The organism is Vibrio sp. ArtGut-C1 (genome assembly GCF_002105475.1).
GTDB classification, from domain to species: domain Bacteria; phylum Pseudomonadota; class Gammaproteobacteria; order Enterobacterales; family Vibrionaceae; genus Vibrio; species Vibrio diabolicus.
On the sequence record NZ_NCTH01000037.1, the window covers coordinates 1 to 24007 of the forward strand.

Below are 24007 nucleotides of genomic sequence, written 5' to 3' on the forward strand. Positions count from 1 at the left end.
AGTGATACCACTGCGGAGTGGTAGTTCAGTTGGTTAGAATACCGGCCTGTCACGCCGGGGGTCGCGGGTTCGAGTCCCGTCCACTCCGCCACTTAATATCGACAACCTCGCCCATGCGAGGTTTTGTCAAATCTAGAATATAAGAATTCTACAGGGGTGTAGCTCCAATTGGCAGAGCAGCGGATTCCAAATCCGCGTGTTGGGAGTTCGAATCTCTCCACCCCTGCCATATATCAAGGCTCTGACTTAGGTCANTGTATCTGCTTGCCACTATGCATGTGTCCTCTCATCCTACCTATATGCCTTTCTGCTACCTGCTGTTCTTTATAAGTATTTATTAGCTACTCGGACTCACCAACCAATTAGACTATTCGTTATAAGCAAGTGCTCCGAAATGTTAGTAATAATTGAGAATCATTATTTATATTTAGTTACACTCAACCGATCTGGATTAATGGGTAACTATGTATGGATATATCTCGTCGACGCTTCCTTCAATCATCCTTAGCAATCTCCGCGCTTACCGTTCTACCTGCATGTTCTCTATCTCGGAGTACTAATAAGGGGCAACATATATACGATATCACTGCAGAGCCTTCTACTGCAGAATTGGTCCCAGGGTTTAACACAGACGTACTCGCGTTTAATGGTTCGATTCCAGCGCCTACGATTCGCTGTCGCCAAGGTGAGAAAGTTATTATCCGATTTACCAACAAGCTTTCAGAGCCAACTACAATTCACTGGCATGGCCTGCGAATCCCCATTGAAATGGATGGTGTACCTTTCTTAAGTCAGCCGCCTATCATGCCGGGTGAAACATTCGTTTATGAATTTACACCGCCAGATGCAGGTACGTTTTGGTATCACCCACACATGAACAGCGTTAAGCAGCTTGGTATGGGGTTGGTTGGGCTAATAATTGTTGAAGAGGCTGAGCCTGTTCAGTTTGATGAAGAGCATGAAGTCGTCCTCAAGCATTGGCATTTAGACAAGCAAGGACAGTGGAAGAACCTAATGGTGCCGCGCTTGAGTGCACGTATGGGAACGCCAGGAGAGTGGAGTAGCGTCAATGGTATTCATGAGCCTGTTTATACGCTGGAGCAGAACGCGACTACGCGATTAAGAATTGCTAATGTCGATAACACCATTACCTATCCGATCGCGATTGAAGGCACAGAGGCTTGGGTTATTGCTATCGATGGCAATCCAGTTAAAACGCCTTATAGGCTCACTCAACACAAAATTGGTCCGGGAATGAGATTGGATATCGGATTGATTGCTCCGAAGGCTGGAGAGCGTGTTTATGTGCGTCAAATGAAAGGGCGCTTCCCATTCTCTTTGTGTGAGTTTGAAGTTGTTGAGTCTGACCTGCCAAGCAACAAGAAACTGCCTTTATTGCCTCTCAACCCTGTGCCTGATCTTGATTTGGAAAATGCGGAGCAAATCGATTATGTGTTTGAATGGGAGGGGGCGATCACTCCTGCCGATAAATCGGGCAAAGCGATACCTAAATTCTGGCTGATGAACAAACGAGCTTGGGAGGGAATGAGTAAAGATAATATCCCAGCACCACTTTCAAAATTGGAACTTGGAAAAACCTATATCTTCAATTTGAAGAACGTTACTCAATATCATCATCCTATTCATCTTCATGGGCATACATTTACTGTTCTTGAGTTAGATGGCAAGAAACTTGACGAACCGTTCCATACCGATACGGTTTTACTTGGAAAAAATGGCAGTGCCAAAGCTGCCTTTGTTGCTAACAACCCTGGACGTTGGATGTATCACTGCCATGTTATTGAGCATATGAAAACCGGTTTGATGGGGTATATTGAAGTAAAGTGACTCCTGTAACTTTTTTAATCTCAGCGTGTTTTAAATGCAATACGTTGTCGAATTCTAAAATTTCACCATCAATATCGCTTTAGTTTTGGTTACAATATCGTCATCAATAGTGTTGGGGGGAATTATGGGGCAGTTTTCCATTCTTGGTTTTATTGCGCTAGGTGGTGCTTTTGGTGCGTGTTCTCGTTACTTGATATCTGAACTGTGTGTCATTTTATTGGGGCGTGGTTTTCCATACGGTACGTTAACCGTTAATGTGGTTGGTTCATTTATAATGGGCTTGTTGATTGCTGCGTTCGACAATGAACTGTTGGCAACAGAACCTTGGCGACAAGTGATTGGTTTGGGATTTTTAGGGGCACTGACGACGTTTTCCACCTTTTCTATGGATAATGTTTTACTTATGCAGCAAGGTGCATTTTTTAAGATGGGGTTAAATATTTTATTAAATGTGGTGCTGAGCATCTCTGCTGCGTGGATCGGTTTCCAATTATTGATGCGCAGCTAGCAAAGTAGTTAAAAATTAAACAGGTCGGCTTGGTTTAACCAGGCCGTTTTTATATACTGATATCACTTGTCGGAGTGCCATAAGGCTGAGACCGTTAATTCGGGATCCGTTGAACCTGATCAGATTAGAATCTGCGAAGGGAACAAGAGAAGATATTTATACCGGAGTTCTTTCTGGTTGACCTATCAAATAGTCGAATGTTGTTATAGGCAAATTACTTAAGCTTTATTTAGCCTTAATTTGACTCCTCTTGTCGCATCTATCCGCCAAGCATTTTTATCCAATTACTTTTTATCTAGTATAACAAAGCAAGGAAAAATGCTATGTCGAGTCGCAAACAAGCGAGACTGGAAGCAAAACAGTTTATTGAAACACTCTCGGTACAGCCGTACCCAAATTCCACAAAAGTATATGTAGAAGGTTCACGTCCAGATGTTCGTGTACCTATGCGTGAAATAGCGCTAGCAGATAGTCTGATTGGTGGCACAAAAGAGGCGCCTATTTTCGAGCCGAATGAAGCCGTCCGAGTCTACGATACGTCAGGTGTTTATACTGATCCGAACTACGATATTGACCTTTATAGCGGCTTACCAAAGCTAAGAGAAAGCTGGATTGAAGAGCGTGGTGACACAGAGTTACTTGATGAAGTAAGCTCGGTGTACACCAAAGAACGCTTAGAAGACGAAACACTAGACGATCTTCGTTACGGTAATCTACCACGTATTCGACGTGCCAAAGATGGGCAATGCGTCACTCAACTGCACTATGCTCGCAAAGGTATTATCACCCCAGAAATGGAATTCATCGCGCTGCGTGAAAACATGGGTCGTGCCAAGTACCGTGATGATGTGCTGAATCAACAGCATCCTGGTCAAAGCTTTGGAGCTAATCTTCCAAAAGACATTACCGCCGAGTTTGTTCGCAAAGAAGTTGCCGAAGGTCGCGCGATTATCCCTTCTAATATCAACCACCCAGAATCCGAACCAATGATCATTGGCCGTAACTTTTTGGTCAAAGTGAACGCCAATATCGGTAACTCATCGGTGACGTCTTCGATTGAGGAAGAAGTTGAGAAGCTCGTTTGGGCGACACGCTGGGGTGGCGATACTGTTATGGATCTCTCCACAGGTCGCAATATTCATGAAACTCGAGAATGGATTCTGCGTAACAGCCCGGTTCCGATCGGTACCGTACCTATGTATCAAGCGCTGGAAAAAGTGAATGGAGTTGCCGAAAATCTTAACTGGGAAGTGATGCGCGATACTCTGATTGAGCAAGCAGAGCAGGGCGTTGATTACTTCACTATCCATGCCGGTTTACTACTTCGCTATGTGCCAATGACTGCAAAGCGCGTTACTGGCATCGTTTCTCGTGGTGGTTCTATCATCGCGAAATGGTGTTTAGCGCATCACCAAGAAAGCTTCTTATACACCCATTTCCGAGAGATCTGTGAAATCTGTGCTAAGTATGATGTCGCACTATCTCTCGGTGATGGTCTGCGTCCTGGTTCGGTTGCCGATGCGAACGACGAAGCGCAATTTGCTGAGCTTCGTACCCTTGGTGAGTTAACCAAGATTGCGTGGGAATACGACGTACAGGTGATTATCGAAGGTCCTGGTCATGTTCCAATGCATATGATCAAAGAGAATATGGAAGAGCAGTTAGAGCACTGTCATGAAGCACCGTTCTACACCCTTGGTCCACTGACAACAGACGTTGCTCCTGGTTACGACCATATTACTTCAGGCATTGGCGCTGCCATGATTGGCTGGTATGGCTGTGCGATGCTCTGTTATGTAACTCCTAAAGAGCATCTTGGCTTACCAAACAAAGAGGACGTGAAGGTAGGCATGATCACTTACAAGCTTGCTGCTCATGCTGCTGATTTGGCGAAAGGGCATCCAGGCGCACAAGTTCGTGATAACGCGCTTTCTAAAGCTCGCTTCGAGTTCCGCTGGGAAGACCAATTCAACTTGTCACTCGACCCAGAAACCGCTCGCGCTTTCCATGATGAAACCTTGCCTCAAGAGTCGGGAAAAGTTGCTCACTTCTGTTCGATGTGCGGACCAAAGTTCTGCTCGATGAAGATTTCGCAAGAGGTTCGAGAATACGCGAAAGATACTGAGCAAGTTGCTGCGGACCAAGCTATCTCAATCAAAATGCTGGATGATCCTCTTGAGGGGATGCGTCAGAAATCGCAAGAATTTAGAGAGTCAGGCTCCGAGCTATACCACCCAGCAGCACATGCCGAGGTAAGTGACTAATGAGCAAAATCCTTATTCCGTCATCATTGATTGAGCTAACAGGTTTAGTTCAACAATGTTTGTTGTTGGCGAGAGAACAGGGTTTTAGCATCGAAGACATTGAGTTGGGTGTGAGCCCAACTCAATCTATTCAGCTTGTTCGCGACCAACAGACCACACGCATAACGACAGATCTTATTGATGGTTATGACTCTGAGCATGAGAGTTCATTTGTGCTCTATTACCGTTCTGCTTTGTCGGTAGAAGCGTGTGCTAAGCAACCGTCGAAAGCGATTTATATTGGTATTGCTGATACTCAGGTATCCGATGAAAAGGAGAAAATGCTTCAGCTTGATATCTGGCGTCACCCAATTAACAACGAAGTGAGAGCGCTTTCCGTTAAGTCCAAATTCAACGCAATGTTCGATCCTGAACATCACCTTGCTTGGATAGTAACGCTGACAGTACTCGATTTTCCTATCGAAGATGCGTTAACACTTGCTCGAGGAATGCTAACTCAACAAGCGAATGTTTCACGTGAAACACTGTTGAATGACAACCTTGATGAGGGACGATCTACTCAGTGGGCTGACCAATTTGATGATTTCCCCACACCTGTACTGGAGGATAACCGACTAGGTATTCAAGTTGGTTGGTCTGCACAAGGCGAGAGCGTTAGCTTTCCAACTCTAACTAAGCAAAGTCTAGGGCTCTATCCAGTCGTTGATGATGTTGCTTGGATTGAGCGTTTACTGCCTTTAGGCATCAACACTATTCAACTGCGAATCAAGAACCCACAACAAGCCGATTTAGAACAACAGATCATTCGAGCAATTGAGCTAGGTCGTCAGTATCAAGCACAAGTGTTCATCAATGACTATTGGCAGTTGGCAATCAAGCATGGCGCTTATGGCGTTCACCTAGGACAAGAAGACATAGAAGAATCGAACTTGGCTCAGCTAACCAAAGCCGGCATTCGTCTTGGTCTTTCTACTCATGGTTATTATGAGCTACTGCGCATCGTACAAATTCATCCTAGTTACATCGCGCTAGGGCATATTTTCCCAACCACCACTAAACAGATGCCATCGAAACCACAAGGTTTGGTGCGCTTGGCTTTGTATCAAAAGTTGATTGATAGCATTCCTTATACAAATACAGAGGCTGCTTTCCGTCCTTCAAAAGACAAAGTAGGTAGTGACTATGTGCTTGGCTTTCCGACGGTTGCGATTGGTGGTATTGACCAATCTAATGCAGACCAAGTTTGGCGCACGGGCGTCTCTAGTTTGGCAGTTGTGCGTGCTATTACGTTGGCAGAATCACCTCAGTCCGTCATCGAGTTCTTCGCACAACTGATGAAGGAAAGACAGCTAACGTTTACTGATCAGAATGATGAATTGGCGGATACCAAGAGAGGCGAGCATGCTCACGGATAAGCAGTTCCTTCGCTATCAGCGCCAACTCGCTCTGCCTGAAATTGCCGAAATTGGGCAAGAGCGTTTGAGCAAATCGCATGTGCTGATCATCGGTTGTGGTGGGTTAGGGAGCGCAGCGAGTTTGTACTTGGCATCAGCGGGTGTTGGTAAATTGGTTGTGGTCGATGACGATGAAGTTGATAGCAGTAACCTACAGCGTCAGATCATTTATCGTGAACAAGACCTCCAAGTTGCGAAAACAGAAGCGACTGTAAAGCAACTCACTGAACTTAATTCTATGGTCCAAGTTCGTGCTCTCAATAAGCGATTAGACAAAGCACAGCTGCAGCTTGAGGTGATGCTAGCGGATGTGGTGCTCGACTGCACCGATAACATGCCAACGCGCCAGCTCATTAACCAAGTTTGTTTCGTGCAAAATACGCCACTCATTTCAGCAGCGGCAATTGGTTGGCAAGGACAATTCGCTGTCTTTGATTACCAAACACCAAGTGAACAAGAAGCGCAGAGTAAAGCCTGTTACCGCTGTTTGTATCCGTTCGACGAATTACCGCAAACGCAAAAGTGCAGTGAGAGCGGTGTCGTCGGTCCGGTGGTGGGCACACTTGGCAACTACCAAGCGATAGCGGCAATTCAAAAACTGGCGACGGGAAAGTTTCATGTCGAGACTGCCAAGTTACACCTGTTCGATGGATTGAAGCTGCAATGGCAAACCATGGCGATAAGCAAAGACAAACAGTGCCAAGTGTGTGCTCAGATTTAGCTTACGAGTAATGGGCAGAGTTAAGAGAGTTGGAAGCAATGACGTTATCAGAACAACAAACAACACAAATGACCGCTGCTGACTTAGATGTGATCACTATTGTCATCAATGACCAGTCACATCAAGTTGCCAGTGAGTCGAATCTACAGCAAATCATTAGTCAATTTGCGCTGCCTGAAATGGGCTGTGTTTTTGCAATTAATAACAATGTTGTGCCGCGCAGTGAGTGGGCTAGCACAGTTCTTTCACAGGGAGATAGCATCTCTTTGTTTCAAGCGATCGCAGGGGGTTAAAGTCGATGCTTAAAATTGGTGATAAACAATTCGAATCAAGACTGTTCACGGGAACAGGGAAGTTTGCCAACAGCCGATTAATGGCAGAAGCGATTCAAGTGTCGGGATCTCAACTTGCGACCATGGCGTTGAAGCGTGTGGATGTGAACGACCAACAAGACGATATTTTGCTGCCGCTAGTACAAGCGGGTGTGAACTTATTGCCGAACACCTCAGGTGCAAAGAATGCTAAAGATGCTGTGTTTGCTGCACAACTGGCGCGAGAAGCGTTGGGGACTAACTGGCTAAAACTGGAAATTCACCCAGACCCGAAGTACTTGATGCCCGATCCTATTGAGACACTAGCAGCCGCTGAGCAACTGGTTCGTGAAGGTTTCATTGTGCTTCCTTATTGTCATGCTGACCCGGTTCTATGTAAACGACTGGAAGAAGTAGGTTGTGCTGCGGTCATGCCATTAGGTGCGCCGATCGGTTCTAACAAAGGGATAGTTTCTCACGATTTCCTAGAGATCATCATCGACCAAGCTAATGTTCCTGTGGTTGTGGATGCGGGTATCGGTGCTCCTTCACATGCCGCGCGTGCGATGGAAATGGGCGCGGATGCCGTGCTCGTCAATACCGCGATTGCAGCTTCGAGCGATCCCGTTGCGATAGCGAAGGCATTTAAGTTGGCGGTAGAGTCGGGGCGTATGGCTTATGAAGCCGGACTTGCGGGTAAGGTTTCTCATGCGGTTGCGTCGAGTCCACTGACGTCATTCCTAGATGAGCTTTAATCCTAGATTGGTTTAGCTATTAAGCGAGGAAAACATGAGCTTCGTTGAACAATTTAAGCAGCTGAATTGGGATGACATTTCGATGTCGATCTACGCGAAAACGGCACAAGATGTCGAGCGAGCATTGAATAAACCCAAGCGTGATTTGGAAGACTTTAAAGCGCTAATTTCACCAGCGGCTGAAGCATATTTAGAGCAAATGGCTCAGCTGTCATACTCAGCAACTCGCAAGCGGTTTGGCAATACCATGTCGCTTTACATTCCATTGTATCTTTCCAACTTGTGTGCCAATGCTTGTACTTATTGCGGCTTCTCAATGGAGAACAAGATCAAGCGTCGTACCTTGAATAGGGACGAAGTGGCAGCAGAAGTTGAAGCCATTAAACGCATGAAGTTCGATAGCGTATTGCTGGTGACTGGCGAACACGAAACCAAAGTGGGCATGAAATACTTCCGCAAAATGGTGCCGATGATTAAGCAACGCTTTAATTATTTGGCGATGGAAGTGCAGCCGCTAGATCAAGACGAATACGCAGAGCTAAAGACATTGGGTTTGGATGCGGTGATGGTCTATCAAGAAACGTATCATCCTTCGACGTATGCCGAGCACCATTTGCGTGGTAATAAGATGGATTTCGAATACCGATTAGATACACCCGATCGTCTTGCAAAAGCGGGTATTGATAAGATCGGTATTGGCGCTTTGATAGGATTGGAAGAGTGGCGTACCGACTGCTTTTATGTGGCAGCGCACTTGGACTATCTCGAGCGCACGTATTGGCAGACTCGTTACTCAATTTCTTTCCCACGTTTACGTCCTTGTGAGGGCGCGCTCCAACCCAAATCAGTCATGACGGATAAGCAGCTTGTTCAGTTGATTTGCGCTTATCGTTTGTTGAATCCAGAAGTGGAGTTGTCATTATCGACTCGTGAATCACCAAAGTTCAGAGACAATGCATTACCGTTAGGTATCACCAGTATGTCTGCTGCATCTAAAACTCAGCCGGGTGGTTATGCGATGGATGATGTTGAACTCGAGCAGTTTGAGATCAGTGATGAGCGAAGTGCTGGTTCTGTGGAAGATATGATTCGAGCCAAAGGCTTTGATCCTGTATGGCGAGATTGGCACTCGGCGTATTCTGGTTAATCAGCAAATAAAGCCACTGGTCATCGTTATGTTTCACGTGAAACATAGGAAAAGAAAGAGGGTTGATGCAAAACATCAACCCTCTACTTTTTTTAGCTTTTAGCTTTTAGCTTTTAGCTTTTAGCTTCTAGCTTCTAGCTTCTAGCTGTGTGCTACAGGTAGCGTTGCCTGACGAAGCCACTCTTTAACATCACCTTCGACTAGCGGGCTGATCTCATCCCATACTTTTTGGTGGTACTCATTCAGCCAAGCAAGTTCTGGACGAGTTAGCATATCAACGTTGATGTTGCGTTTGTCTATTGGGCAGCGTGTTAGCGACTCAAATGACAGGACAGGGAAGTCACCGTTAGTCGGTGTTTCAACAACAAGCTCTAGGTTCTCAATACGGATACCAAACGCATCTGCACGGTAGTAACCTGGCTCGTTTGATAGCACCATACCTTCTAATAGAGGCACATCAATTTGCTTCTTCGAAATGCTTGCTGGGCCTTCATGCACACTTAGGAAGTGGCCCACACCGTGGCCAGTGCCGTGATCGTAATCGTAGCCTTCCGCCCATAGGTGCTGACGAGCTAGTGTATCGATTTGGTAACCACGTGTGCCTTTCGGGAAACGAGCTCGAGCAACGCCAATATGACCTTTCAGCGCCAACGTAAATTGCTTCTTCATTTCTGCAGAAGGTTGACCAATCGCGATAGTACGCGTGATATCGGTAGTGCCATCGAGGTACTGACCGCCTGAGTCCACAAGGTAAAGCGTGTTCAGTTCTAACTTACCAGGTTCAGGTTGGTTCTCGTGATTGTAGTGACACATGGCCGCGTTGCCGCCTGCCGCTGAAATGGTATCGAAGCTGAGATCCATTAGCGTAGGGTCTTCGCTACGAAATGCTTCCAGTTTGTCTGCTAATGTCGCTTCGTCATGCAGGTTACCAGCAGCAACTTCCGCATCTAACCAACATAGGAACTTGCTCATTGCCACGCCATCGCGGATATGACACGCCTTCATACCGGCAATTTCAACCGAGTTCTTCGCCGCTTTTGGCATCAGACATGGGTCTGCTGCTGCAATCACGGACGCACCAGAGTTTTGTAGTACTAGCTTAAACCAAGCGTTACTGATTGCAGGGTCAACTAATACCTTTTTACCTGTCATGGCTTCAAGGCGAGATTGAAGTGCTTCTGGGTGGTGAACGGTCATACCCGCACCAACATGAGCAGCAAATTCAGCAGGTAGACGAGCAGGATCGAGGAAGTATTCCACGCTTGAATCGGCATGCAGAATCGCGTGAGAAAGCAGAACTGGTAGGCGTGATACATCCAAACCACGTACATTCAGCAGCCAACAAATAGAATCTAATGCTGTGATCACAGCGCTATCTGCACCCGCTTTTTTTACCAGTTGGGCGATCTCTTGACGCTTACTCTCACTTGATTGACCGACGGCTTCTGTTGGCATCAGGCGAACATCAGAGACAACAGGCGCTGGGCGGTCATGCCACAACTCATCAATTGGGTTATTGGTCAGAATATTTAGCTCAAGCTTTCCAGCTAGTTTAGCTTGTGCCATGTCTAGCCAAGCTGAGCTGTGCATACGAGGATCAATTGCGACAGATGCGTTCGTTGGCAGGTTGTCTAGAACCCAATCTAAAGCTGGCTCTTCAATAAGGTGACGATATTCAAATAGGTCACCAGGGACTTGTTTGGTGACTTGAACGGTATAGCGGCCATCAACAAACATAGCTGCCTTCTCTTTGGTGATGACGGCGGCACCAGCAGAGCCTGTAAAGCCTGTTAACCAATGTAAGCGCTCGTTGTGCGCTGGGACGTATTCACCCAAATACTCGTCCTCGTGCGGAACCAGTAGGGCATCAATATTATGTTGTATAAGCCATTCGCGAATCGCATTCACGCGGCTGAGAGTTTCGTTGTGCATCTGTTTTATTCCTTCAAATTATCGCTCCTTCATGCTCAGGTGTGGGAGCTGTTTCCTTCTGCTTCATGCAGTTTATGATCAACGCAAGTTTGCAATGACTTAGGTTGAGTCGGAGTACAACTAGGCCATAGATGAGCCAAAAAGGACTACGACAGTTAAGCTACTCATTTTACCCGCTAAGCGCAAATTGAGAGCGGTATTTTTATCTAAGGTGATCGGTTTTTTGTGTGATCATCGTACGTAGCCAACCCAATGCAGGGTCGTTTTCTCTGTCTCGGTGCCAGAATAAAGTGTATGCCATAGGTGGAAATTCTAGCGGGAGTGGTAGTACGACCAAATCAAGCTGTTTAGCAGCGAGCTGCACAAAATGGCTTGGAGCGGTAAAAATAAAGTCAGTGTAGGAACATAAACTTGCGGCACTATTAAAGTCGGGGACGGTGACGGCAATATCCCGGTCGGCTCCAATATCGGCAAGGCGATAATCTAACAGCCAACGGTCGTTGCCGTCACAACGCACTTGTACGTGACGCAGGGCGAGATACGCTTCGAGGTTCCAAGGCTGTTTTAATGCTGGGTGATTTTTGCGAATAATACACATCTGGTGATCTCGATAAATTTCCAGTTCGCATATGTCATCGGGTGGCAGCAGAGTCAGCTTGGCATCATTAATATCGATATCTTTTCCAGTTAAGCCTAAGTCTAGCTCTCCACGTTGCAGCATTTTAAAAGTATTATCGGACCAAGGGTGAGTGCTGATCGTTACCCCAGGGGCTTGCTGAAAAATCGCCGGTAAGAAATGGGGTAGAATCAGAGGGTAAACACTTTCAACCGCTGCTATTTGAAAACGGTATTCGCTACTTTGTGGAGAGAACTCTTCTGGTTGAGTCAGTACTTCTAACTGGTTTATCAACAGATCCAGTTTCGGCTTAAGAAACAATGCGCGCGGCGTTGGTGTTAATCCATGCGAGTTTCGGGTGAAAAGCGGGTCATCAAATTGGATGCGCAGTTTAGCCAGTGATTTGCTCACGGCAGACTGACTCAAGCACAGTCGGTGGGCGGCTCGGGTGACATTTAACTCTTCTATCAAAACTTTAAAACAGACCAATAGATTTAAATCGATACGAGCCAGTTTTTCGACGTTCACGGTGAATTTCCTTTAAGGAATAATGCTCATGATTATACATCATTTCCATTCATATCATCAGATGATTAAGCTCTATCCAAAGTTCTTTATCCAATTCGGAGTGTTGTGTGCCTAGCCAGTTTTCTAATAGTAAAAAACAGATGGCGTTATTGACCCTTTTGGTTCTTTTCAGTCCTCTTGCGATTGATATTTATCTACCTGCTTTACCTCTTATTGCTTCCACTTTTCAGGTCGATAATGCGCTAGCACAAGACACAATCACTTGGTTCTTATTTGCGATGGGTGTAGGGCAACTGTTTGCTGGCCCTTTGGCAGATAAACTCGGACGTCGAACTGTTGCATTGGGCGGTATCACTATCTATGCGATGAGCGCTTTATTGGCGTGGAGTGCTCAAAATATTGAATGGATGTTGGTTTCCCGACTGCTACAAGGCTTAGGTGCGTGTGCGACATCGGTAGCAGCCTTTGCAACAGTTCGCGATATCTTTGGCCCGGAAAAAAGCGGCAAAATGATCAGCTATCTTAACGGCGCGATTTGTTTTATTCCGGCATTAGCTCCAATTCTAGGTAGTTGGTTAACTCAGCAATTTGATTGGCGAGCTAACTTCAGCTTTATGGCGGGCTTTGCCGTTGTGTCCGGTTCATTGATGTTTTTCATGATGAAAGAGACTAACCCATCAACGGAAAAGCAAGCCGTGTTTAAGCTCAGCCGTTATTGGGCAGTGCTTAGTACGCCATCTTTTGTTTTCCATGCGTCATTATGCTTGATGGCGATGGCGGTTATTCTTGCTTACGTTACCTCAGCACCGTCGGTATTGATGACGGGGATGGGGCTGTCGATGAATGAATTCACTTTCTGGTTTGGTGTGAATGCGGTGATAAACATTGCGGCATGTATGTTGGCGCCTAAGTTTATGGAGCGCGTTGGCACGCACAACACCTTGGTCACCGGGATCTCAACTCTGGGCCTCGCAGGTGTGATCATGCTAGTGATGAATGGTCAGAATACAGCGCTTTCTTTCATGCTACCTATTTTCATGTCGTCAGTGGGTTTTGCATTCATTCTGGGTGCAGCGGCAGGGAAAGCATTGGAACCGTTTGGTGACAAAGCGGGTACGGCTGCGGCACTGCTTGGGTTGTTCCAAATGAGTGGCTCTGGTTTGTTGGTTGGTACGTTGCAGCGTTTATCTTTGGAGCCTCAAACACTGATCGCAATTCATATGTGGGTTCTATTGCCTGCGTTGGTGGTTCTGTTTACAAAAGCAGGTAAGAACTGGCATTCAAGCTTTGCGAAAGCGTAAAACAGTGTAATTTAGTATTTTCCAATGTAAGTAAGGCGTGTATATTTGTCGTTCAGACTTTTCCTGACACCATAACGGAACTCAAAAAGTAATGTCGTTAACCACGTATGAAATGGCTCGTATTCTAGAGCAAATGGAAGATTCACCAGAAAAGGTGATGTTTGGCAAGTTGCTTAATGAGCTGGGTAATCAAAGCTCCGAGCGTATTCGTAGTGCGGCTAAACAAGTACCTCTGCCAATTTTGCGTGATATCGTGTACCAATTCCAGCAAGTGATTGAGTCGCGCAAAGGTGAACAAGTTGAGCTGTTGGCAAAAGATCTTGCTCAACAGGGCATCTCAGCTGATGAGCTTCTTGCTTACTTAAATAAACAATAAAAAGTCCCCGCCACTGCGGGGATTTTTTTATCGCGTCAACTTATTCTTTATAACATGGTCAATAGAGATAACTCCCGGTCCCCATACGATGACCACTAAAATCATGAATCCCCACAACTGATGGTCATAGAACCCTTTTTCCCACAGTACCGGGTAAGAGATGACCGCGATGATATTGAACACAAATAGAATCGCAGCCATCGGGCGGGTAATTAATCCCAACGCTAAAAATACTGGCAGAATCAACTCGGCAGCCGTTCCCATGTAGGCCGCTAACTCCCAAGGCAAAAGTGGTACTTGGTATTCCAATTCGAATAGATACAGCGTGCTATCCCAAGAAGAAACTTTGATTAACCCTGAATTGAAGAACACCCATGCAACCCATAAGCGACAAAAGAGAAGTAGTAAAGGGACAAAGCCAGCTTGTAAGGTATTGATCAAGTCGTCGTACCGATTGACTAAGTTTTTAACTGTATTCGTCATAGAGTGCTCCTTAGATTGATTTCAATGTAAAGCCGTCAACGAGATCGAGTGCCATGATGCTATTAAGGTGAACGAGCAAAGCTTCGGGTATTTCGCTCAAACTCTGCTTCTGCTCTAAACATTGCAGCAGTTGAAAAACATCGGTATCGAGTGCGTGACATTGAGCTTCTCCATTAGCTTGAATCGAGATGACACCTCGCTGTAATTGATTGATATTGAGCTGTTCAAACTCTTGGTATTGAATCGCATGAAAGAGATCAAATACGGCGTAGTTTGAGTCAAAGCTGCGACTGCCAGTGCGCAAATGAAACACCAATTGAGGTTGTTGTTCTTCCGTCACTTGGGTAAGTGCAGATAAAGGGATTCGATTTGGTTTTTCGACTTTCTCATTCTGTATTTGTCGAGCTAAGTCCATATGCCATTCAAACCTTGCGACTTCAGGAGTGTACGGGGCTTGGGTCATGACCTGACTAAACTGCATAATCGTATCTTGAAAGCCAGCACCATAATGTACGACATTACCTTCAGCTAAGGGGTGAGAAAGTACGTGTTGGCGAGCAATTTGATCGAAGCACTCTTTTCCAACTAAGGCTTCAACCATTGGGTAGGTCGCTGCCAATACCTCACTCAAGCTGATGATAAAGTTATTGCGGTAAATCTGTATGCGTTCATCTGCAGTAAACTTATCACTCACAATGTCGCATTCTTCACCGAGCGCTTGATAATGTAGGGCTTTAGCAAATTGACTCTGCAAGGTCGCAAGATTCATGACGCTTTCCTTTTGCTCTTTTGGTCAATCAAATGATTTTTCTGCAATAGTGAGGATGCTTTTTCTGCTTCGCCAAGAAGTATTTCTGGTGCAGGAATATCCAAATCCCATTCAATCAGCGTATGGCGAGGGCCGTGTTTTTGTGTCCAACTGACGAACAGCTGCCATACTTCATCACTGACGGGGCGGCTATGAGTATCAATCCAAATCTCACCTTTATCCAACGGCTTAATAGTAAAACCTGCCAAATGAATCTCGTCGACTTTGTCGGCTGGAATCGCATCTAGGTATGTGTCGCAATCAAAACCGTGATTGAAGGCGGAAACATATACGTTATTTAAGTCGAGTAATAAACGACAGTCGGTGCGCTTTTGCACTTCGGTAAGAAAATCCCATTCGCTGATGGTTGAATGGTGAAACTTCACATAACTAGATGGGTTCTCAATTAAGATTTCACGTTGTAGGTATTCTTGCACTTCAAGCACGTTACGAGTGAAGACTTGCAGCGCTTCTTCCGTGTAAGGCAAGGGAAGTAGATCATTGAAGTAGTGACCACCATTTTCACTCCAGCTTAAATGGTCAGAGACGAAGAGCGGGTCAATTGTATTTATCAATGCTTTTAGTTGCGCTAAATGTTTCGTATTCACACGTTCCACCGAGCCCAGCGATAAACCAATACCGTGGCAACTGATGTGGTAGTGCTCGCGTAATGCTTGTAGTTGATGGCGCTCTACTGAGTTGGGCTGAAAGTAGTTCTCGCTGTGGATTTCTAGCCACGACAGCTCAGGTTTGTGTTGGCTAAAATAATCGAGATGAGGGGAACGTAATCCGACGCCAGCAAGAGGATGGAAAGAGTGATGTTTCACGTGAAACTCCTTTTCTGATTGGCGAGTAACTGGGGGCGTTGGTTAAAGTGCAACGCGCCCCACAGAAACTTGTGATGTTGAGTTATGAGCCGCTGGTGCTACCGCCAGCCAATTTGTCACACAATCCTTTAGGAACGACAACAAAAGCATCTTTTTGGTTGTCTTCTTTAGAGGTGCCCGCGCAAGAGCTGTTTTTCGTTGCGCAGTCATTTTTACCGGCTTTCGCCACGCCATAACACTTTTCTTTTTCTGCTGCGACAGCAGGGGCTGCGGTGAGCATGGTGCCACCGAGAGCAAGAAGGCCAGTAACAGCAGCAGTAACAGCAAGATTCGATTTTTTCATCATAATTTCCTCTGAGTGATTTCCTTTTACTTTCATTCGGCAAGTCGATTCGCCGTTTGGCGTACAACCTTTATCCACCTGCTTAAATTAAAAGATAGAGATGAGGCAGAAAAACTTTCATAAAAATAACTCTCGCGAATGGTTTTGGAGTGATTACCTTCGTTAACTCTTTGAATGAAAGATTAAAAAAACAACGAATTTTTTATCAAGTTTTGTCTAAACAGCACCCAGCTGTTTAGGTTATAATCGGTTTTTATGTATAAATAACCAGTAGCTCATCATGATGGATCCATCTCTATTACTCGACGGTCTAAACGATAAACAGCGTGAAGCCGTTGCAGCTCCTCTAGAAAACTTACTTGTCCTTGCTGGTGCAGGGAGTGGTAAGACTCGCGTTCTTGTTCACCGTATCGCTTGGCTTATGTCAGTCGAGCAAGCTTCTCCTTTCTCGATCATGTCGGTCACCTTCACCAATAAAGCGGCAGCAGAAATGCGTGGTCGTATTGAAGAGTTGATGATGGGCAGTGCATCTGGCATGTGGAATGGGACTTTCCACGGTATTTGTCACCGCATTTTGCGTGCACACTATCTTGATGCCAAGCTACCGGAAGATTTCCAAATCATAGACAGCGATGATCAGCAGCGCTTGTTAAAGCGTTTGATCAAAGCACAAAACTTGGATGAAAAGCAGTGGCCTGCACGCCAAGTTTCATGGTGGATTAATGGTAAGAAGGACGAAGGATTACGCCCATCGCATATCGACGCTTATCACGATCCAGTGACCAAAACTTATTTGCAGCTGTATACCGCTTACCAAGAAGCGTGTGATCGTGCTGGCTTAGTGGACTTTGCGGAAATTTTGCTGCGCGCGCATGAGCTACTGCGTGACAACAAGTTTGTGCGTGAACACTACCAAGCACGCTTTAAACATATCTTGGTTGACGAATTTCAAGACACAAACAACATTCAATACGCTTGGCTACGCATGATGGCTGGCCCAGATTGTCACGTGATGATTGTTGGTGACGACGACCAGTCAATTTATGGTTGGCGCGGTGCAAAAGTCGAGAACATTGAGAAGTTCACGCTGGAGTTTCCGAGCGTGAACACCATTCGTCTCGAACAAAACTATCGTTCGACCAAGACGATTCTTGAAGCGTCCAATACCTTGATTGCGAACAACACTGAACGTATGGGTAAAGAGCTGTGGACGGATGGCAATGTGGGCGAGCCGATCTCGGTTTACAGCGCTTATAACGAGCTTGACGAAGCGCGCTTTGCGGTCAATAAAATCAAAGAGTGGCAAGAGAATGGCGGCGCATTGAATGATGCTGCGATGCTGTATCGTAACAACGCGCAATCTCGTGTTTTGGAAGAAGCATTAATTCAGGCAGGCTTACCGTACCGTATTTACGGAGGCATGCGATTCTTCGAGCGTCAAGAAATCAGAGATGCGTTGAGCTACTTGCGTTTGATGGCGAATCGCAACGATGATGCCGCGTTTGAACGTGTCGTGAATACCCCAACACGTGGTCTGGGCGATAAGACGCTAGAGACTATCCGTCGTGCAGCTCGTGATAGAGGGTGCACTATGTGGGAAGCCAGTCTGGCAATGCTCGATGAGCAAGTATTAACGGGTCGAGCAGCTGGTGCGTTAAGTCGTTTTGTCGAATTAATCACCGCGTTGGAAGACGATACACTAGAAATGCCATTGCATGAGCAAACGGACCACGTGATCAAGTACTCGGGTTTGTTTGCGATGTATGAGCAAGAGAAGGGCGAAAAGTCTAAAGCTCGCATAGAAAACTTGGAGGAGCTGGTTACCGCCACTCGCCAATTCGAAAAACCAGAAGAAGCGGAAGAAATGTCTCTGCTGACGGCATTTTTAACGCATGCGGCTCTGGAAGCGGGCGAAGGTCAGGCGGACGAATTTGAAGATGCAGTCCAACTGATGACGCTGCATAGTGCGAAAGGTTTGGAATTCCCATTGGTATTCATGGTCGGTGTGGAAGAAGGTATGTTCCCAAGCCAGATGTCCGCTGAAGAGGCAGGGCGTTTAGAAGAAGAGCGCCGCCTGTGTTATGTGGGCATGACGCGCGCGATGCAAAAGCTCTACATTACTTACGCGGAAATGCGTCGCCTATATGGCCAGGACAAATACCACAAACCATCGCGCTTTATTCGTGAATTACCAGAAACGTGTTTGGATGAAGTGCGCATGAAGGCGCAAGTGAGTCGCCCTTCAAGTAGTGGACGTTTTAGCCAAACCGCAGTAAAAGAAAACTTCAATGAGACTGGTTTTTCACTAGGTTCTCGTGTGATGCATCCGAAATTTGGTGAAGGAACGATCATCAACTTTGAGGGCAGTGGCCCACAAAGCCGAGTGCAGATTGCTTTCAACGGTGAAGGCATTAAATGGTTAGTCACCGCTTACGCGAGACTGGAGAAGCTGTAGGGCTTTGTGAAAAAATGAACATAAGAGCTGCTTCGGTGGCTCTTTCTGTTTTGGCTGTTTGGAATCAACAAAATGCTGAAAGATAGGGAGCTAAATGACGCTATTCGAAAAGGCTCTTGGTCTAAATCGCTTATCTTTAGACAAAGAAAAACCCCGAGGGCTTACGCCCGTCGGGGTTATAGTCTTACTCGCAGCAATCCAGCTACTAAAAGTGCTCCATGCATCAAATCCTTGATAGCGTGCTGCATTCCTTCAGCTTAATCCTTTCGTCGCCTTCCTAGCGGTGTCCTTGACCTTATCCTGGTCTGCTAACCATCCTCGTTAGCTCTCATCACTTGTTCCCTGAGCGGTGTCCATGACATCATCCTGATGTTCAGTCCTTTCCTCGTCCAGAGGTGTCCATTTCCCGTCCTTAGTAGCAACCGTCCTAGTTGCTATTGATTCCGTTCAATGTCCAGTTTTGCAATCCATGCCCGACTATTCATCCTGAATACCCGTTTCTTCTTCCTGAAGTTCACCAAATCCGTGGTGTTTCCTGTTCCGTGTCAGCATCCTTCCGACAAGGTTCATATTACGCTCTTCACGATTCTCAACAATGGTCGAAGCCCACATTTTTCTCAATTAAAAGCGTTTGAAAAATAAACATGTTTATATTATTCAATGTCTTATGGTTATTTGTGGGCTGTTTTACCATTAAAAAAGAGAGGTTTGCTCCACTCCTTGTGAGAGATCTCGCACAAGGAGTCGAGCAAAACAGGCCTATTTGCCGATTGCTGCTCCTTCTCGACGAGGATCTGCGGCACCTTCTAGTCCATCTTTTGTTATGCGTATCGCATGCAGTCCAGAATTCAAATCACGAACATTGGTTTTAAAGCCCATCTTCTCCAGCTCTGGCTGTAAGCCTTCTGCAGCGGTACCTTGTTCAATATCTAAGGTGCCAAAACGGTCGAGTAATCGTGGTTGATTGATTGCTTGTTGGATATCCATATCCCATTGCGTGTGGGCAATGATGGTTTGCGCCACGTAACCGATGATTCGACTGCCACCCGGAGAACCTATCGCCATGTAAGGTTTGTTATCTTTCATCATAATGGTCGGGGCCATTGAAGATCGTGGACGCTTGCCTGGTTCTATGCGGTTGGCGATTGGGATTCCGTCATTATGAGTACGGAAAGAAAAATCGGTCAGTTCATTATTGAGCAAGAAGCCACGCACCATTAAGCGCGAGCCAAACGCATTCTCAATGGTGGTCGTCATGGAAACCACATTGCCTTGCTTATCGACGATATTGAAATGGCTGGTGGAAGGGAGTTCAATGGACTCGTCCATGCTTAAGTTCATTGCGTGCGACCACGGAGGATTGCCCGCTTCAACTTTGCTTAGTGCTTTGCCGACTTGGATCAGCTCTGCTCGCTGCTGGAGGTAGCTTTTATCAAGCAAGCCTTGCGTTGGCATCGGCACGTAATCTTGGTCTGCCATGTATTTACCACGGTCAGCAAACGCTAGACGCGATGCATCGGCGAGTACTTGCCAAGATTTAATGCTGTTAGCCCCCCAGCCTTTGAGATCGTACTGTTCAGTGATCGCCAAAATCTGACCAATGGTGAGCGCGCCAGAGCTTGGTGGTCCCATGCCGCAAATGTCATAGCTTTGGTATGCTGCACAAACCGGCTCACGTTGTCTGATTTGGTAGGTATCAAAGTCGAGTTGGGCTAATACGCCGGGGTTGCCTGGCGCGTTTTGTACCGTCTTGATAATGTCTCTGGCTATGTCCCCATGGTAGAAGGCTTGGGCGCCTTGCTTAGCAATAGCACTCAGCGTTTGTGCGTATTCAGGGTTTTTTAATAGCGTACCTTCGGTTTTTGGCGAGCCATCCGAGTTAAAGAAATAGGCTTTTGTGACTGGAAAGCGTGATAAACGCTCGGCGTCTTTTTCTATCAAGCTTGCTAGGCGAGGACTGACTTTGAATCCTTGCTCCGCAAGCGAGATAACAGGCTGAATGATCTTTTTCCATTCCAGCTTGCCGTATTTCTGGTGGGTATCCCACAATAGTTTCACGGTGCCTGGTGTTGCGACAGAGCGTCCACCAACCACGGCATCGTAGAATTGCAATGGCTGACCGTTCTCATCTAAAAATAGCTTTGGCGTTACGGCGAGGGGGGCGGTTTCACGCCCGTCGTAAGTGGTCAGTTTTTGCTTTTCGCTATTCCAATACACTAAGAACGCACCGCCACCAATACCTGATGACTGGGGTTCAACTAAGCCAAGCATCAATTGCACCGCGACCATGGCATCTATCGCATTCCCGCCTTGCTCAAGTACGTCTGCACCCGCTTGAGTCGCCAATGGGTTAGCAGCGGTAACCATATAATCTTTAGCTTTGACCAGTTGCTTTTGCTCAATGCCAGTGCTGTGCTCTGGTGCGACCGAATCTGCAGCTTGGTTAGCGAAGGCTTGTCCAGTGAAGGTGAAAGGGGAAGTAAGAAAAAGACCCGAGAGTACGAGTCGGTTAAATGTCCATTGCATGATGACTCTCCATGTTGCCAACTAAGGTTATTCAGCTTGGCAGCCACGGAGATAGTCGTCGAGTTTCCTATTAAAGAAATGTCGAGTGTGCGACGCTTTTAAATCAGAGAGTTATCGAGAAAGGAGCGGAAGGTTTGCACTAAAATACTGCTGCCAACTAGGGTAAATACCACACCACATAAACCATCTATATAAATGCCGGCTTGCTGCAATCTTGTTTGCAAGCGCTGCGTTGACAGCATCCATGCAAGGCTAGAAAACCAGAGTAGCGATAAACCAAACAAAATCACCAGAGCAATTCCTTTTCCTGTCACCGACATGCCCACTGGGACAAGGCTCGACATTAAACTCACAAAAAATACTAAGGCTTTGGGGTTGAGAATATTGGTTGCGAACCCCTTGGTAAACGCCTGACGTTTATTACCGATCACAAGGTTACTGTTTTTGCTTGGCTGATCAGAAAGTGGGTTTTTGATCGTCGCGATCACGCCGCGCAGTGCACCGATACCCAAATACAACAGATAGCTGCCCCCAAGCAATTGTAAGACGGAGTAGAGCAGAGGATGCTGGTGAACTAAATAGCTAACCCCCGTTATGCTGAATAAAGAATGCAGCAAAATACCGACTGATAAGCCAAGCGCAATGTATAAGCCAGTTTGACGGCCATGACGGGTGGCATTTTGTACCACAAGCGCAAAATCCGGACCTGGGCTCATTAAGGCAATGAAGTGGATACTGGCAATCGTTAAAAGGATAGTCGATTCATTCATAACACATCTCAAAACATAGTGGATATGAGCTATTGTCGTGATTCTTATTCGGTAGTGCTTGTAAAAAACTAGCAGTACTGAATACCACAGCGTATGAGATATTAGCGTGCCACTTGTGAAGGCGAGACGCCATAGGTTTGTTTAAACGCTTTACTAAAGTGGGCCTGATCATAAAAGCCCACTTGATAGGCGACGTCCGTACCACACCATCCTGCTTGGAGTAGTTTCATTCCTTGTTCTAATCGCAAGCGAGCAAACCAAGCGTAGGGAGTCATACCCGTTTGCGCTTTGAAATGGCGTTGAAATTGCGTGGGGCTCAGTTGGCAGAGCTCTGATAGTGCATCTAAACGAACCGTTTGGTCGAGATTCGCCATTAAGTAATCTTTTAAGGTATGCAAAGACTGTTTCCCAAGAGGGACCACTTTTTGCCTCGCGAGTGATCCGTAGCGATCAAAAAGTTGATTAAATCCTTCAAAAGGAAGGCAATCTTTGGTGAGTTGGCTGAGGTTCTCGCGGCGAAGAAGAGCATGCAAGTTACTAAGTTGTGAAAATATCTGTGGATCGGAGATGATCAATTCATTAAAGCGGATTATTTGACCATTTTGACTAAGATCGGCAAGATCGCTGAGTAGGTGCGGCTCGATCGCAAATACATTCACTTCATAGCCACTTTCGAGCTTAGAGTGCCCATCGTGCAGTTCATCTGGCGGCATAATTACGATTTGGCCATGACCCACTTGATGGCTACAGCCTTGATATTGGAACTTTTGCGTGCCATGCGTGATCAGACCGAGGTGAAAATCCAGATGATAGTGCCTTTGAAAAGCAAACTTCTGGTATTTCGCCTCGATCAGGCTCAGCTGATCATGGTCGGTTGCGTAGTATTGAATCTGTTCCATTACATACAAAAAAGCTTGGTCACATTATGACCAAGCTTATCTGGCAATTTCTAACTTGTCTTGTAAAAAACGATCACTGTGGCTGAACGATTCGGCGTGAGCGACGGTTGTTGCGCAGTCCATCAAAGCTAAATACGACTAGCGCTCCCCAAATAAAGGCAAAGGTAATCGCTTTATCCATGGTAAAGGGTTCGCCATACATCAGTACTGCAAGTAAGAACATTAAGCTTGGGCCAATGTACTGGAAAAAGCCCAATGTTGATAATTTGAGTCTTGTTGCCGCACCCGTAAAACAAAGTAGGGGCAGTGTGGTAATCACCCCTGCTGCAATCAACAAGCTATTTAATGCTAACGGGTTAGTGAGCATATTCGACGTTGGGGTTTCTGCAATAAACAGCAGATACACGGCGGCGACAGGCAGAAGAAGTAATGTTTCGATAAACAATCCTGTTTTTGCATCGACACTGACTTTCTTCCTTAAGAGGCCATAGAAGCCGAAACTCATTGCTAACGCCATCGCAACAACGGGCACGGAGCCGAATACAATCAATTGGACCAGTACACCACAGCCCGCTAATACGACAGCAAACCATTGCAACTTACGAAGTCGCTCTCCCAAAAAGACCATGCCGAGCAAGACATTGATTAATGGGTTAATGTAATAGCCTAAGCTCGCGTCAAGCATATGATTGGAATTGACCGCCCAGATGAAAATCAGCCAGTTTCCGCCAATTAATACAGAACTTGCGATCAGGTAAGCGATCTTCGTTTTGTCTTTCGCGATGTAGTAAACCGAGCGCCAGTGACGGCCAAAGTGAAGGAGTGCGGCAAGCAAAAAGAAAGACCAAATCACCCGGTGGCTCAGAATCTCCAAAGGGGATACTTGTGCGATGGATTTAAAATACATCGGCGCAATGCCCCACATGGTATAGGCACCAATCGCCAGCAAGATACCTTGCCGAGCGCGTTGTTGTTCGTCTTCTGGTGTCATGAGGTGTCACCTAATTGTGTGTTTATAGAGCAGAAAATCAGTATACGAGTCGTGATGCGAAACACCTAGCAATTTGCGGTTTTATTCACCACGAAACCCCATTACAATGTGCCCTCACTTTGTGTGCCTGGGCATGCAAAAGCA

At 46.1% G+C, this 24007-nt stretch carries 21 protein-coding genes, 2 tRNA genes and 1 riboswitch; of the genes, 13 read left to right on the forward strand and 10 right to left on the reverse strand.

Annotation, left to right across the window (positions count from 1 at the left end; all coding sequences use genetic code 11):
* The first annotated feature begins 14 nt into the window (after positions 1-14).
* The 10 genes from B7360_RS21665 to thiH all read left to right on the forward strand — a co-directional run bounded on the left by B7360_RS21665 (position 15) and on the right by thiH (position 9008).
* A tRNA-Asp gene (locus tag B7360_RS21665) sits at positions 15-91 on the forward strand.
* A 61-nt stretch (positions 92-152) separates the two neighbouring features.
* Positions 153-229: transfer RNA gene (locus B7360_RS21670), tRNA-Trp, on the forward strand.
* Between the two features lie 239 nt (positions 230-468).
* Positions 469-1848, forward strand: coding sequence for a multicopper oxidase family protein (locus tag B7360_RS21675; protein WP_085344597.1), 1380 nt, complete (start codon positions 469-471; stop codon positions 1846-1848).
* 124 nt (positions 1849-1972) lie between these two features.
* A complete protein-coding gene (gene crcB, locus B7360_RS21680) occupies positions 1973-2356 on the forward strand; it encodes a fluoride efflux transporter CrcB (protein WP_005397071.1) in 384 nt (127 codons plus the stop codon).
* A gap of 60 nt (positions 2357-2416) precedes the next feature.
* A riboswitch (TPP riboswitch) is annotated at positions 2417-2515 on the forward strand.
* Between the two features lie 164 nt (positions 2516-2679).
* Entirely contained in the window at positions 2680-4620 is a 1941-nt protein-coding gene (gene thiC, locus B7360_RS21685; protein ID WP_085344598.1) for a phosphomethylpyrimidine synthase ThiC, read from the forward strand.
* Positions 4620-6035, forward strand: coding sequence for a thiamine phosphate synthase (locus tag B7360_RS21690; RefSeq protein ID WP_085344599.1), 1416 nt, complete (start codon positions 4620-4622; stop codon positions 6033-6035). The genes thiC and B7360_RS21690 overlap by 1 nt, the downstream gene beginning before the upstream one ends.
* Positions 6022-6795 carry a HesA/MoeB/ThiF family protein gene (locus tag B7360_RS21695; RefSeq protein WP_085344600.1) on the forward strand — a complete coding sequence of 258 codons (774 nt, stop codon included), beginning with the start codon at positions 6022-6024 and terminating at the stop codon, positions 6793-6795. The genes B7360_RS21690 and B7360_RS21695 overlap by 14 nt, the downstream gene beginning before the upstream one ends.
* Before the next feature lie 38 nt (positions 6796-6833).
* The gene (gene thiS, locus B7360_RS21700) at positions 6834-7088 is read left to right on the forward strand and encodes a sulfur carrier protein ThiS (protein ID WP_005378804.1); all 255 of its coding nucleotides are present in this window, start codon (positions 6834-6836) and stop codon (positions 7086-7088) included.
* A gap of 5 nt (positions 7089-7093) precedes the next feature.
* The gene (locus B7360_RS21705; RefSeq protein ID WP_085344601.1) at positions 7094-7861 is read left to right on the forward strand and encodes a thiazole synthase; all 768 of its coding nucleotides are present in this window, start codon (positions 7094-7096) and stop codon (positions 7859-7861) included.
* A 34-nt stretch (positions 7862-7895) separates the two neighbouring features.
* Positions 7896-9008, forward strand: a complete 1113-nt coding sequence (thiH, locus tag B7360_RS21710) for a 2-iminoacetate synthase ThiH (RefSeq protein ID WP_085344602.1) — start codon at positions 7896-7898, stop codon at positions 9006-9008.
* Between the two features lie 141 nt (positions 9009-9149).
* Here thiH and B7360_RS21715 read toward each other — a convergent pair whose 3' ends face one another.
* Positions 9150-10940 (reverse strand): aminopeptidase P family protein, encoded by a 1791-nt coding sequence (locus tag B7360_RS21715; protein ID WP_085344603.1) that lies wholly within the window; start codon positions 10938-10940, stop codon positions 9150-9152.
* A 202-nt stretch (positions 10941-11142) separates the two neighbouring features.
* On the reverse strand, positions 11143-12084 hold the full coding sequence (locus tag B7360_RS21720) for a LysR family transcriptional regulator (RefSeq protein WP_006743068.1): 942 nt from the start codon (positions 12082-12084) through the stop codon (positions 11143-11145).
* A gap of 140 nt (positions 12085-12224) precedes the next feature.
* Between B7360_RS21720 and B7360_RS21725 the strand changes: the two genes are divergently transcribed.
* A complete protein-coding gene (locus tag B7360_RS21725) occupies positions 12225-13385 on the forward strand; it encodes a multidrug effflux MFS transporter (protein ID WP_031780601.1) in 1161 nt (386 codons plus the stop codon).
* 91 nt (positions 13386-13476) lie between these two features.
* Positions 13477-13761, forward strand: a complete 285-nt coding sequence (locus tag B7360_RS21730; RefSeq protein WP_005397034.1) for a hypothetical protein — start codon at positions 13477-13479, stop codon at positions 13759-13761.
* A gap of 27 nt (positions 13762-13788) precedes the next feature.
* Here the strand turns inward: B7360_RS21730 and B7360_RS21735 are convergent, their stop codons facing one another.
* The 4 genes from B7360_RS21735 to B7360_RS21750 form a co-directional block, all read right to left on the reverse strand.
* Complete coding sequence (locus B7360_RS21735) at positions 13789-14244, reverse strand: DoxX family protein (protein WP_012841278.1); 456 nt, start codon at positions 14242-14244, stop codon at positions 13789-13791.
* 10 nt (positions 14245-14254) lie between these two features.
* Complete coding sequence (locus B7360_RS21740; RefSeq protein ID WP_085344604.1) at positions 14255-15013, reverse strand: DNA-binding domain-containing protein; 759 nt, start codon at positions 15011-15013, stop codon at positions 14255-14257.
* Positions 15010-15879 (reverse strand): DUF692 domain-containing protein, encoded by an 870-nt coding sequence (locus tag B7360_RS21745; RefSeq protein ID WP_085344605.1) that lies wholly within the window; start codon positions 15877-15879, stop codon positions 15010-15012. Before B7360_RS21745 ends, B7360_RS21740 begins: the two co-directional genes overlap by 4 nt.
* Before the next feature lie 82 nt (positions 15880-15961).
* Positions 15962-16222: a DUF2282 domain-containing protein gene (locus B7360_RS21750; RefSeq protein WP_031780600.1), complete on the reverse strand. Its 261-nt coding sequence runs from the start codon at positions 16220-16222 to the stop codon at positions 15962-15964.
* 280 nt (positions 16223-16502) lie between these two features.
* Between B7360_RS21750 and uvrD the strand changes: the two genes are divergently transcribed.
* The gene (uvrD, locus tag B7360_RS21755; protein ID WP_005397027.1) at positions 16503-18677 is read left to right on the forward strand and encodes a DNA helicase II; all 2175 of its coding nucleotides are present in this window, start codon (positions 16503-16505) and stop codon (positions 18675-18677) included.
* Positions 18678-19436: 759 nt separating this feature from the next.
* Here the strand turns inward: uvrD and ggt are convergent.
* The 4 genes from ggt to rarD all read right to left on the reverse strand — a co-directional run bounded on the left by ggt (position 19437) and on the right by rarD (position 23863).
* Positions 19437-21203 (reverse strand): gamma-glutamyltransferase, encoded by a 1767-nt coding sequence (gene ggt / locus B7360_RS21760; RefSeq protein ID WP_085344606.1) that lies wholly within the window; start codon positions 21201-21203, stop codon positions 19437-19439.
* A gap of 98 nt (positions 21204-21301) precedes the next feature.
* Positions 21302-21973 carry a LysE family translocator gene (locus B7360_RS21765; protein WP_085344607.1) on the reverse strand — a complete coding sequence of 224 codons (672 nt, stop codon included), beginning with the start codon at positions 21971-21973 and terminating at the stop codon, positions 21302-21304.
* A gap of 101 nt (positions 21974-22074) precedes the next feature.
* Positions 22075-22872: an AraC family transcriptional regulator gene (locus B7360_RS21770; protein ID WP_006743074.1), complete on the reverse strand. Its 798-nt coding sequence runs from the start codon at positions 22870-22872 to the stop codon at positions 22075-22077.
* Between the two features lie 73 nt (positions 22873-22945).
* A complete protein-coding gene (gene rarD / locus B7360_RS21775; protein WP_006743075.1) occupies positions 22946-23863 on the reverse strand; it encodes an EamA family transporter RarD in 918 nt (305 codons plus the stop codon).
* Positions 23864-24007 lie beyond the last annotated feature (144 nt).

What these genes read in the sequence shown, in the direction of transcription:
- thiS (WP_005378804.1), top strand. Translation starts at nt 6,834, where the DNA reads ATGACGTTATCAGAACAACAAACAACACAAATGACCGCTGCTGACTTA.
- B7360_RS21675 (WP_085344597.1), top strand. Translation starts at nt 469, where the DNA reads ATGGATATATCTCGTCGACGCTTCCTTCAATCATCCTTAGCAATCTCC.
- crcB (WP_005397071.1), top strand. Translation starts at nt 1,973, where the DNA reads ATGGGGCAGTTTTCCATTCTTGGTTTTATTGCGCTAGGTGGTGCTTTT.
- ggt (WP_085344606.1), bottom strand. Translation starts at nt 21,203, where the DNA reads ATGCAATGGACATTTAACCGACTCGTACTCTCGGGTCTTTTTCTTACT.
- B7360_RS21735 (WP_012841278.1), bottom strand. Translation starts at nt 14,244, where the DNA reads ATGACGAATACAGTTAAAAACTTAGTCAATCGGTACGACGACTTGATC.
- B7360_RS21725 (WP_031780601.1), top strand. Translation starts at nt 12,225, where the DNA reads ATGGCGTTATTGACCCTTTTGGTTCTTTTCAGTCCTCTTGCGATTGAT.
- B7360_RS21740 (WP_085344604.1), bottom strand. Translation starts at nt 15,013, where the DNA reads ATGAATCTTGCGACCTTGCAGAGTCAATTTGCTAAAGCCCTACATTAT.
- thiH (WP_085344602.1), top strand. Translation starts at nt 7,896, where the DNA reads ATGAGCTTCGTTGAACAATTTAAGCAGCTGAATTGGGATGACATTTCG.
- thiC (WP_085344598.1), top strand. Translation starts at nt 2,680, where the DNA reads ATGTCGAGTCGCAAACAAGCGAGACTGGAAGCAAAACAGTTTATTGAA.
- B7360_RS21765 (WP_085344607.1), bottom strand. Translation starts at nt 21,973, where the DNA reads ATGAATGAATCGACTATCCTTTTAACGATTGCCAGTATCCACTTCATT.
- B7360_RS21750 (WP_031780600.1), bottom strand. Translation starts at nt 16,222, where the DNA reads ATGAAAAAATCGAATCTTGCTGTTACTGCTGCTGTTACTGGCCTTCTT.
- rarD (WP_006743075.1), bottom strand. Translation starts at nt 23,863, where the DNA reads ATGACACCAGAAGACGAACAACAACGCGCTCGGCAAGGTATCTTGCTG.
- B7360_RS21705 (WP_085344601.1), top strand. Translation starts at nt 7,094, where the DNA reads ATGCTTAAAATTGGTGATAAACAATTCGAATCAAGACTGTTCACGGGA.
- B7360_RS21730 (WP_005397034.1), top strand. Translation starts at nt 13,477, where the DNA reads ATGTCGTTAACCACGTATGAAATGGCTCGTATTCTAGAGCAAATGGAA.
- B7360_RS21695 (WP_085344600.1), top strand. Translation starts at nt 6,022, where the DNA reads ATGCTCACGGATAAGCAGTTCCTTCGCTATCAGCGCCAACTCGCTCTG.
- uvrD (WP_005397027.1), top strand. Translation starts at nt 16,503, where the DNA reads ATGATGGATCCATCTCTATTACTCGACGGTCTAAACGATAAACAGCGT.
- B7360_RS21715 (WP_085344603.1), bottom strand. Translation starts at nt 10,940, where the DNA reads ATGCACAACGAAACTCTCAGCCGCGTGAATGCGATTCGCGAATGGCTT.
- B7360_RS21770 (WP_006743074.1), bottom strand. Translation starts at nt 22,872, where the DNA reads ATGGAACAGATTCAATACTACGCAACCGACCATGATCAGCTGAGCCTG.
- B7360_RS21690 (WP_085344599.1), top strand. Translation starts at nt 4,620, where the DNA reads ATGAGCAAAATCCTTATTCCGTCATCATTGATTGAGCTAACAGGTTTA.